General features: G+C 75.4%; 1 protein-coding gene. It reads right to left on the bottom strand.

The genetic code is table 11. From position 1 onward, the window contains the following. Positions 1–14 precede the first annotated feature (14 nt). A complete protein-coding gene (locus JIW86_RS40670) occupies positions 15–11723 on the bottom strand; it encodes a type I polyketide synthase (RefSeq protein ID WP_257559760.1) in 11709 nt (3902 codons plus the stop codon). Positions 11724–11729 lie beyond the last annotated feature (6 nt).

Genomic DNA, 11729 nt, shown 5'->3' with positions numbered 1-11729 from the left:
CTTGGCGCAGGGGCCTAGTCGAGGCCGAATCCCTCGGCCGCGAACAGGGCGTCGAGCTCGGCGTTGAGGTCGTCGACGGACCGTTCGTCGTCGTCCGCGCCGTTGTGAGCGCCGTTGTCAGCGCCGCCGAGATCCCCGATCGTCGCCGCCGCATCCGCATCCGCCGCCGCGGCCGGAGCCGGAGCCGGGAGGTCCAGCCGGCTCAGGATCAGCCGCGTGATGTGTTCGGGCGTCGGGTGGTCGAAGGCGAGGGTCGCGGGCAGCGGTACCCCGCTCGCCGTCGCCAGGCGCCGGCGCAGCTCGACGGCCATCAGCGAGTCGAGGCCGAGGCCCTTGAGCACTTCCTGCGGGGAGAGGGATCCGGTCGAGGTCAGGCCCAGTACGGCGGCCACCTCGCGCAGCACCAGCTCCGTCACCAGGTCGGCCCGCTGGTCGTCGGGCACCGCCAGCAGGCGCTCCCTCAGACCGGCCGGCCCGCCGGAGGCGGCGGCCGGGGCCTCGGCACGGCGCGGCCGGGTCCGTACGAGGGACCGGAACAGGGCGGGGGCGGGCCTGCCCTGGTCCACCTCGGCCTGCGCGGCCCGCAGATCGAGCTGCAGGGGGACGAAGTTGCCGGCCGGGCGGGCGAGCGCCGCGTCCAGCAGGTCCAGGCCGTGCTCGAAGCTGAGCGGGGCGATGCCCTGGCGGCGCATCCGGTCCAGTTCCGCCGTGCCCAGGTGCGAGGTCATGCCGACCCCGGCCTGGTGCCACAGGCCCCAGGCGAGGCTGGTGACCGGGCGGCCCTCGGAGCGGCGGCGGGCCGCGTACGCGTCGAGGCAGGCGTTGGCCGCGCCGTAGATGCCCTGTCCCGCCGTGCCGACGGTGCCGGCGGCGGAGGAGAAGAACACGAACGCGGCCAGGTCCAGGCCCAGGCCGGCGGTCAGCTCGTCGAGGTGGACGGCGCCGGTGATCTTGGGCTCCATCACATGAGCGAGCCGCTGTGCGTCCTGGCCGAGGAGTACACCGTCGTCCAGGACGCCCGCGAGGTGCAGGACGGCCGTCCAGGGCCGACCCTCCTCAGCAAGACCGAGCACCTTCTCCACGTCATCGCGACGACCGACATCACAGGCCTCTACCCGCACGCATTCCGCGCCTTCTTCCGTGAGTTGCTGTATGAGTTCCGCGGCTCCGGGCGCCTCGGCGCCGCGCCGTGAGGTGAGTACGAGGTGCCGGACGCCGTGCCGGCGGACCAGGTGGCGGGCGACCTCGCGGCCGAGCTCCCCGACGCCGCCCGTGATGAGGACGGTGCCCTGCGGATCGAGCGTGCGGATCTCGCCGGCGCCGGTGCTGGTGGCGGTGGGCCGGGCGGCCGTGACCAGGCGGGCCGCCAGCAGCTGTCCGCCGCGCAGGGCGAGTTCCGGCTCGTCGGCACAGGCCAGGGCGGTCTCGACGGCGTCCTTGGTGCTCTCCTGGCCGAGGTCCACCAGGCGCAGGCTCTGGCCCGGGTGTTCGGCGCGGGCGGACCTGACCAGGCCCCACAGGGGTGCGTAGGCGAGTCCGTCGAGCAGGTCGCCTTCCGCGGCGCCGATGCTGCCGCGGGTGACGAAGACGAGTTCGGTGCCGGCGAGCCGCTCGTCGGCCAGCAGGGCCTGGAGCAGGACGAGTGCGTACTCGCCGCCGCGGAACACGGCCTCGGACGGGCTCATGGCGGGCGCCCGGCCGGTCGTGTCCACGATGATTCGGGCGGGTGCCGGGCCGCCCTGGGCCAGCCGGACGGACAGGGCCTCGACGCCGGACACCGCCTCGATGCCGAGCAGCGAGGCGAGTTCCCCGGTGCCGCCGACCACGAGGTCGGCCGTGCGGCGCCCGGAGGTTGCGGCGGCCGCCGGTACGGGCTGGAAGGCCAGCCGGTGCAGGTCCTGGGCGCCGGTGGAACGGGCGGCGCGCAGCTGGTCCGCGGTGGCCCGCCGCAGGTGGAGCGCCCCGACGCGGACGACGGGCGAGCCCGCCGCGTCGGCGGCCCAGACCTGGACGGACTGGCCGGTGGCGGACTGCTCCACGTCGATGCGGACGCGGAGCTCTCCGCTGCCGGCCGCGAACAGCTCGACGTCCGTCCACTCGAACGGCAGCAGCGCGCCCTCGGGTTCGTCCTGTCCCGCCGTCGCGCCCTTCATCACGTGCAGGGCGGTGTCGAGCAGGGCCGGGTGCACGTTGTACTCGGCGCCTGCGGCCGGGTCGGGGAGACGTACGAGCCCGTACGCCGTGCTGCCCTTGCGCCAGAGTTCGGTCAGGCCCCGGAAGGCCGGGCCGTAGTCGATGCCCTGGGCGCTGAAGCGGTCGTAGAACCCGTCGAGGCCGACCCGCTCGGCGCCGGCCACCGGCCAGCTGCGGAGGTCGGCGAACCCGTCCGGGGTGCTGGGGGCATCCAGGCCGGCGGGGTCGAGCAGCAGTTCGCCGCTCGCGTGGCGGGTCCAGGCGCGGCCGGGAGCGTCGGGGCGGCTGTGGAGGGTGATCGGGCGGCGTCCGTTGTGCGGGGCGCCCACGGTGATCTGGAGGCGTACGGCGTCCTCGATCACCAGCGGCTCGGCGAGGGTGAGTTCGGCGATGCCGACGGCCCCGGCCTCGTGGGCGGCTGCCGTGGCCAGTTCGAGCAGGCCGGTGCCGGGGACGATGACCGAGCCGAAGACGCCGTGGTCGCGCAGCCAGGGCTGGTCGGTGAGCGAGAGGCGGCCGGTGAAGACGTGGCCGTCGGCGTCGGCGAGTTCGATGCCCGCGCCGAGCCAGGGGTGCCGGGAGGCTTCCAGGCCCAGGGAGCCGGCGTCACCGGAGGCCTGGGAGACGGGGAGCCAGAAGCGCTCGCGCTGGAAGGCGTACGAGGGGAGCGGTACGAGGCTTCCGGCGCCCAGGACCAGGTCCCAGTCGAGGTCGTGGCCCTGGACGTGGAGGAGGCCGAGGTTGCGCAGCAGCTGGGCCGGGGTGCCGTCGCGGCGGCTGAGCGAGCCGACGACGATGCCGCCGCGCTCCGCGCTGCCGTCGGTCAACGGCATGGACAGGACCGGGTGCGCCGAGATCTCGACGAACACGCCGTGGCCGTCGTCGAGGAGCTGGTTCAGGGCCCGGTCGAAGCGGACCGGCTCACGCAGGTTCCGGCACCAGTACGTGCCGTCCAGCTCGGCGCCGTCGGCCACCTGACCGGTCACCGTGGAGTAGAAGGCGATCTCTGCGGACTGCGGACGGATCCCCTTGAAGCCCTCCGCAAGGGCGGGGAGCAGCGGGTCCATCTGGGCGTTGTGGGACGCGTAGTCCACGTTGATCTTGCGGGCGTAGACGCCCTGGTCCGACAGGTCCGCGACGATCTTCGTGATCGCGTCGGCCTGCCCGGAGATCACCGTCGAGCCGGAGGTGTTCACCGCGGCCACCGACAGCGCATCACCGTAGGGGGCGAGGAACTCCTCGACCTCGGCCACCGGGCGCTCGATCAGAGCCATACCGCCCTGACCCGCGCAGGCCAGGACCGCCTGCGAGCGCTGCGCCACGATCTGCGAGCCCTGCTCCAGAGTGAGAGCACCGCTCACCACAGCGGCAACGACCTCGCCCTGGGAGTGACCGACCACCGCCGACGGCTCGACCCCGAGGGAACGCCACAGCGCCGAGAGGCCGATTCCCATGGCGAACAGGGCGGGCTGGACCACGTCCACCCGGTCGAACGGCGGGTGGTCACCCTCCTCACCGGAGAGCACCTCACGCACCGACCAGCCCGTGAACGGACGCAGCGCGGCATCACAGGCGTCGATCGCCTGACGGAAGGCCTCGTTCTCCGCCAGCAGCGCACGGCCCATGCCCACCCACTGCGAGCCCTGACCCGGGTACACGAAGACGACCTTGCCGCGCCGTGCGGCCGAGCCCGTCACCACCGCGTCGTGCGAGACGCCCTCGGCCAGCGCACGCAGCGCCTCCACCAGAGCGGCGGAATCAGCCGCGACCACACTCGCCCGCGACTCGAAGTGCGAACGGTGGCGGGCGGCGGTGGCCGCCACATCGGTCACCGGAACCTGGGGGCGTTCCTCGGCCCAGTCCGCCCAACGGCCGGCCTGCTCCCGCAGCGCGGCCTCGTCACGCCCCGACACCACCACCGGGTGGAAGGACGCGGTCACCTCAGTGTCCGGGGCGGCGGTCGGCGCGGCGGCCGGGGGCTCCTCCAGCACCACGTGGGCGTTCGTACCGCTCAGGCCGAAGGAGGAGACGCCCGCGCGGCGCGGACGCGACAGGTCCCGCTCCCACGGCGTGTGCGAGTCGACGACCCGGACCGGGAGTTCGTCCCAGGCGATGTTCGGGTTGCGCGGGGAGCTGTTGAGGGTCGCCGGGAGGGCGTCCTGCCGGAAGGAGGCGAGCATCTTGCAGACGCCCGCGACACCGGCCGCCGACTCCAGATGCCCGATGACGCTCTTGGCCGTGCCCAGCCCGAGCTCGCGCCCCGGCGTGCGGCCTTCGCCGTAGACCGCGGCCAGCGCCTGTACCTCGATCGGGTCGCCCAGCGAGGTGCCCGTGCCGTGGCATTCGACGTAGTCGACGTCGGCGGGCGCGAGGCCGGCCGAGGCGAGGGCGGCGCGGATGACCTTCTGCTGGGAGGTGCCGTTGGGGGCGGTGATGCCGCTGCTGGCGCCGTCGTGGTTGATGGCGGTCGCCCGGATGACGCCGAGGACGGGGCGGCCTTGGGCCTGCGCGTCCGAGAGCCGCATGAGGGCGAGTACGCCGACGCCCTCGCCGCGGCCGTAGCCGTCCGCCTCGGCGGAGAAGGTCTTGCTGCGGCCGTCCGGGGACAGCGCATGCGAACGGCTGAGGGCGATGAACGCACCAGGGTCGGCGAGCACCTGCACGCCGCCGGCCAGGGCGAGTTCGCACTCGTCGCTGCGCAGCGCCTCGCAGGCCAGGTGCAGGGCGACCAGGGAGGAGGAGCAGGCGGTGTCCACGGACAGCGCGGGGCCCTGGAGGCCGAGGTGGTAGGAGAGGCGGCCCGCGTTGAAGCTGGGCAGGGTGCCGGTCAGCGTGTAGGTGTCGGGGGCGCCGCCCTGCCGGTACTTGCCGTACTCGCCGACGCCGGCGCCGACGAACACGCCCGTACGGGAGTCCCGCAGCTCGCGGGGCCGGATGCCGGCGTCCTCGAGGGAGGTCCAGGCCGCTTCGAGGAGCAGGCGGTGCTGGGGGTCCATCGGCTCGGCCTCGCGCGGGCTGATGCCGAAGAAGGCGGCGTCGAAGTGGGCGACGTCGTCGAGGAAGGAGGCGTGGCGGGCGTACGTACGGCCCTCCGCGTCCGGGTCGGCGTCGTAGAAGGCCTCGATGTCGAAGCGGTCCGCGGGCACCGTGCCGACGGTGTCGCGGCCTTCGGCGAGGACGGTCCACAGGCTGTCGAGGTCGTGGGCGCCGCCGGGCATGCGCAGGCCGACGCCGACGATGGCGAGCGGCTCGTCGCCGCGGCCGGACCGGGGGGCGGCCTGAGGGCCGGCCGGGGCGGCCGCGGGGGCCGCGGGGGCCGCGGGGGCCGCGGGGGCCGCGGGGGCGATTTTGGCGAGCAGCCAGTCGGTGGCGGTGAGCAGGTTGGGGCAGTCGAAGGCGAGCGTCTTGGGGGTGGTGACGCCGGTGCGCTTCTGGACGCCGGCGGCGAAGTCGATGGACATCATCGAGCCGAAGCCGAGGTCCTTGAAGCCGCGTTCGGGGTCGAGGGCCTGCGGGTCCTTGATCCCGAGGACGGCGGCGGCCTCGGCGGCGAGCACGGCCGTGACGTGGGCCGCGCGGTCGGCCTCGGGCAGGGCCAGGACGCTGCTCAGGAACGGGTTCGTCTCGGTTTCGGCCGGGGCGGTGCCCGCGGCGGCGGTGTCCGGTGCGGTACGGGCCTCCGCGATCTCGTCGAGGAAACGGCGCGGGCGGGCTTCGCCGTAGCCGGCGGCGGCCTTCTGCCAGTCGATGTCGGCGACGACGAGGGAGCGGCCCGAGGCGAGGGCCGAGTCCAGGGCGGTCAGGGCACGGGCCACGGCCATGGGGGCGAGTCCGGCGGCGCGCAGCTGGGCTTCGGCGGCGCCGTGCGTCATGCCGCCGTCGGCCCAGGGGCCCCAGGCGAGGCTGAGGGCGGGGACGCCGCCGGCACGCAGGGTTTCGGCGAGGGCGTCGAGGGCGGCGTTGGCCATGGCGTAGTTGGCCTGGCCGAGGTTGCCGAAGACTCCGACGACGGAGGAGTAGAGGACGAACGCGTCGAGGGCGTGGTCGCGGGTGAGCTCGGCCAGCAGGCGGGCCGCGCCGAGCTTGGGCGCGGCGGCGGCTGCCAGGGCCTCGGTGTCGAGGCGGTCCAGCAGCCGGTCGTCGAGGATGCCCGCGGTGTGGAAGACGGCGCGCAGGGGCGGCTGCTCGGCGTCGAGGGCGTCCAGCAGCCGCTGGGTCTGGCCGCGGTCGGTGAGGTCGCAGGCGGCGAAGGTGACGCGGGCGCCGGCGGCTTCGAGGCGGGCGGTGAGCTCGGCGGCCCCCTCGGCCGCGGGGCCCCGCCGGGAGACGAGGACGAGGTGTTCGGCGCCGCGCTCGGCGAGCCGCTGCGCGAGGTGGCCGGCCAGGGCCCCGCTGCCGCCGGTGATGAGGACGGTGCCGCGGGGGGTCCAGGGGGTGGCGGCCGGCGCGGTGGCCCGGCGCAGCCTGCGGACGTACACGCCGGTGGGACGCAGGGCCAGGTGCTCCTCGGCCCCGGCGGAGCCGGTGCCCGGAGCGTTAACGGCGTTAACGCCGTTAACAGTTGCGGCGAGACGGGGGGCCTCGGCCAGGGCCTGGGCCGGGTCGGCCGGGAGGTCGACGAGGCCGCCCCAGCGGGTGCCGTGTTCCAGGGCGATGACGTGGCCCAGGCCCCAGGCGAGGGCCTGCTCGGGCCGGGCCGCCGGGTCTGCGGGTGCGGCGTGGACGGCGCCCTGGGTGACGATCCACAGCGGGGCGCGGACGGCGGCGTCGCCGAGGGCCTGGACGAGGGCCAGGCTCTGGGCTGCGCCCGTGGTGGTGGCCGGGTGGGCGGGGTGGGCGGTGGTGTCGGCGGGGGTGAGGGCGACGACGCCGGTGAAGTGCCGGTCGCCGAGTTCCGCGGTGAGCGCGGCCAGCGGGGCCCCGTAGGCGGTGCGGTCGTCGTGGGCCGGGAGGCGGTGGACGGTGGCGCCGGCGGCGGTGAGCGCCTCGGCGACGGCGGCGGCCAGCTCCTGCGCCGCGGCGGGGGCGACGAGCAGCCAGTCGCCTGCGGAGGCGGCGGGGGCTGCGGGGAGCGCCCGGGCGGGCTCCCAGGTCTGCTCGTACAGCCAGTCGGCGACGGTGTCGGCGTGGTCCTGGCGTTCGCGCCAGGCGGCCAGGTGGGGCAGCAGGGCGGCGACGGCGGTGCTGTCGGTGACGCTGTCGCCGACGCCGAGGAGTTCGGCGACGCGCTCGGCCGCACCGCTCCCGACGGCCTGCCACAGCGCGTCGTCGGCGGCCGACCGGCCGCCTCGGGCCCGCTCGGGGGCGTCGATCCAGTGGCGTTCGCGCTGGAAGGCGTACGTGGGCAGGTCGGTGACGGTTGCGGAGGTGCCGGTGAACACCTTGCACCAGTCGATGTCCTGGCCGCTGACGTGGAGCGCGCCGAGGGCCTGGACGAGGGTGCGGGCCTCGTCGCTCTCGTCGGCGCGCTGCGAGGCGATGAAGGGGACCTCGCGCTCGATGCAGCCGGCGCCCGTCGCGGACAGCACGGCGGCGGGGCCGCATTCGAGGTAGCGGGCGATGCCGGCCCGCTCCAGGGTGGCCATGGCGTCGAGGAAGCGGACGGGTTCGCGGACCTGGCGGACCCAGTACTCCGCGGAGCGCATGCCCTCGCCCGGTGCGAGGTCCGTGTCCGTCCACGTGCCGGTGACGGTGGAGACGAGCGGGATCCGCGGTGCGTCGAACGCGCACTCGCGGGCCACGTCCCGGTAGGCGTCGAGCATCGCGTCCATGTGCGGGCTGTGGAAGGCGTGGGAGACCTCCAGCCTTCGCGTTCGGCGTCCCCGGTCGGCGAACCGGCCGATGACGGCGGTGACGGCCGCGGTGTCGCCGCTGACGACGGTCTGCGCCGGCCCGTTGAGGCCGGCGACCGCGATCCGGCCGTCCACGTCGGCGAGGACGGCCAGCACCTCGGCTTCGGACGCCTCGACGGAGGCCATGGCCCCGCCCGGCTCGCAGGCCTGCATGAGGCGGCCGCGGGCGGCCACCAGGCGGGCCGCGTCGGTCAGACCGAGCACGCCGGCCGCGTGCGCGGCGGCGAGCTCGCCGACCGAGTGGCCGGCCAGGACCCGCGGCTCCACGCCCCAGGCCTGCCACTGCCGGAACAGGGCGACCTCGACGGCGAACAGGGCGGGCTGGGTGAACTCGGTCTCGTGGACGAGCGCGCCGTCGGCGCCGTCGGGGTCGGCGAACAGGACGGCGACGAGCGGGATCCGCAGGTGGCGGTCGAGTTCCGCGCACACCTCGTCGAAGGCCTGGCGGAAGGCGGGGAAGGCCCCGTACAGGACGCGTCCCATGGCGAGACGCTGGCTGCCCTGCCCGGTGAACAGCACGGCCAGATCGCCCCGGCGGGCGGTGCCCTCGGTCAGGGCCCGGTGCGGCGCTCCCTGAGCCAGGGCGCGCAGCGCGTCTGCGGCCTCGTCGGCGGTGGTGGCGACGGCCACGGCCCGGTGTTCCAGGTGCGAGCGGCGGCCGGCGGCCGTGTACGCGGTGTCGAGGAGGGTGGCGGTGGAGGCGCCGGCCAGGTGGTCGGCGAGGGCGGCGGCGTTCGCGGCGAGGGCGGCGGCGCTCTTGCCGGAGACGGTCAGGGCGACGGGCGCGGTGGGGGCGGGGCGCTGGGGCCGGCCGGTGACGGCGCCCCAGTCGACGTCGTAGCCCTCGCACCACAGGCGGACCGCGACGTCCTCGAGGGAGCGGCGGGCGGGGCAGTCGCGGCGGCCGGTGACCAGCACCGAGGAGGGGCCGGGGGCGGGGGTCGTGCTCCCGGCGGCGTCCGCCTCGGCGAGTGCGGTCAGGGTGCGCTTGAGGGAGTGCCGGGCGACGGGGTGCGGGGCGATCTCGACGATCGCGAGGCCCCGTTCGTCGGCGAGGGCGGTGACGGCCTCGGCGATCAGCATGGGGGCGCACATGTTGCGGGCCCAGTAGGCGGCGTCGAGGGCGGTGCCGTCGGTGAAGCCGTTGGTGACGGTCGACCAGAAGGGGATGGCGGCCGGGGCGGTGCGCAGGGCGCCCAGCCGGCGTTCGAGTTCGGGGGCGAGCGCGGTGAGCTGCTCGCTGTGGGAGGCGTAGTCGATGTGGACGCGCTGGCAGCGCACTCCGGCGTCGGCGAGCTCGCGTTCCACGGCGGCCACGGCGTCCAGCGGCCCGGACAGGGCGGTCTGGCCGGGGGCGAGGTGGCCGGCGAGGGAGATCCGGCCGGGGTGGCGGGCGACGAGCTCGCGGGCGCGCTCCAGCGGGAGTTCGCAGAGCAGGAGGGTGCCCTGGCCGGCGGCGCGTTCGGCGATGAGCTGCGACCAGGTGCCGATGAGGCGGGCGCCTTCGGTCAGCGGCAGGGCGCCGGCCACGACGGCGGCGGCGACCTCGCCGATGCTCTGGCCGAAGACGGTGCACGGCTCCAGGCCCCAGGCCTCCAGGGTACGGGCGAGGGAGACCTGGACGGCGAACAGGACGGGCTGGACGACGTCGGTGCGGTCCAGTCTGGAGGTGTCGGGTCCGGCGAGCAGTTCCTCGGTGACGGACCAGCCGGTGACCTCGGAGATCGCGGTGTCGCAGGCGTCCAGTGCGGTCCGGAAGGCGGGTTCGGCGAGCAGGTCGCGGCCCATGCCGAGCCACTGGGAGCCGTGGCCGGAGAAGAAGAAGGCCAGCGAGGGGCGGGTGCCCGGAGTGCGCGGCGTGCGGGTGTCGAGGCCCTCGCGCAGGGCGTCCGCGAGCTCGTCGGGGTGGGTGACGGCGGCGACGATGCGCTGGGCTCCGGTGGCGCGGGCGAGGAGTTCGGGGGCGTACCAGCCGTGGCCGCCGCGGGCGCGGGCGGCCAGGGCCTCGGCGGCCTCGTGCAGCTCCTCGTCGGTGTCGGCGGCCAGCGGTACGAGCAGGCGCCGCCGGTAGGGGGCCTCCTCGAGGGCGACGTGGGCGTTGGTTCCGCCGAAGCCGAAGCCGCTGACGCCCGCGTACCGGCGGCCGGCGTGCGGCCAGGGGCGGCGGTCGGCGACGACCTCGAGACGGTTGGCCTCGAAGTCGATGTGCGGGTTGGGGGTCTCGAAGTGGAGGCTGGCGGGGAGTTCGCCGTGGTGCAGGGCGAGGGCGGTCTTCATCAGGCCGACGACGCCCGCGGCGGGTTCCAGGTGGCCGAAGTTGGTCTTGGCCGAGCCGATGCGCAGGGGTTCCTCGCGGCCTTCCGCGAACACGGTGCCCAGCGCCTCGGCCTCGATGGGGTCGCCGAGGAGGGTGCCGGTGCCGTGGGCCTCGACGTAGGAGACGTGCCGGGGGGCGACGGCGGCGTCCTGCCAGGCGGCGCGCAGGACCTCGGCCTGGGCGCGGGGGTTGGGGGCGGTGAGGCCGTTGGAGGCGCCGTCGTTGTTGACGGCGCTGCCGCGGATGACGGCGTAGATCCGGTCGCCCTCGGCGAGGGCGTCGGACAGGCGGCGCAGGACGACGACGCCGCAGCCCTCGCCGCGTACGTAGCCGCCCGCGCCGGCGTCGAAGGCGCGGCACTGGCCGTCGGGGTTCATGCCGCCGAACTTGGTCATGGCGACGGTGGTGTTCGGGCTGAGCATGACGTTGACGCCGCCCGCGAGGGCGAGGTCGGACTCGCCGGAGCGCAGGCTCTGGACGGCGAGGTGGGTGGCGGTCAGCGAGGAGCTGCAGGCGGTGGCGACGGCGAGGGCGGGGCCGTGCAGGCCGAGGGTGTAGGCGATGCGGGCCGGGATGATCGAGTTGTCCCAGCCGGTGGCGGAGTGGGTCTCGATGTTCTGCGGGTCGGCGCCGGTGGCCAGGTGGTACTCCTGCGCCATCGTGCCCATGAACACGCCGGTGCGGGTGCCCTCGAGGTCGCCGTGGACGATCCGGGCGTCCTCGATGGCGGCCCAGGCGCTTTCGAGGGCCATGCGCTGCTGGGGGTCCATCTGGCGGGCTTCCGCGGGCGAGATGCGGAACAGTTCGGCGTCGAAGCCTGCGACGTCGTCGAGGAAGCCGCCCCACCGGGTGGTCATCCGGCCCGGGGCGCGGGGGTCGGGGTCGAGCCACTCGTCGGCGTTCCAGCGGTCGCGGGGGACCTCGCGTACGGCGTCGACGCCGTCCAGGAGGCTCTGCCACAGCGCGTCGGGGGTCTCGATGCCGCCGGGCAGCCGGCAGCCGAGGCCGACGACGGCGATGGGCTCCTGCGCGTGCGCGCGGCCGCGGGCGCGGGCGGCTGCGGCGCCGGGCGCGGCGGGCCGTTCGTCGCCCGCGAGGTGGCCGGCGAGGGCGGCCACGGTGGGGTACTGCCAGGCGACCCAGGCGGGGACGGGGCGGCCCAGCCAGGCGGAGACGCTCTCCAGCATGGCCACGATCGAGACGGAGGTCATGCCCAGGTCCCGGAGGGAGCGGTTCTCGTCCACCGAGCCGGGGCCGATCTCCAGGAGTCCGGCGATCGTCTCCCGCAGCCGGGCGGCTATGTCCGCGGCGACGGGCACGGGTGCGGCAGCGGTGCCGCTGTTCACCTGGGCGTTGCTCATCTGGGC

The sequence above is a fragment of the Streptomyces sp. NBC_00162 genome (genome assembly GCF_024611995.1).
In the GTDB taxonomy this organism is placed as follows: domain Bacteria; phylum Actinomycetota; class Actinomycetes; order Streptomycetales; family Streptomycetaceae; genus Streptomyces.
This window is presented reverse-complemented; position numbering and strand designations above follow the sequence as displayed.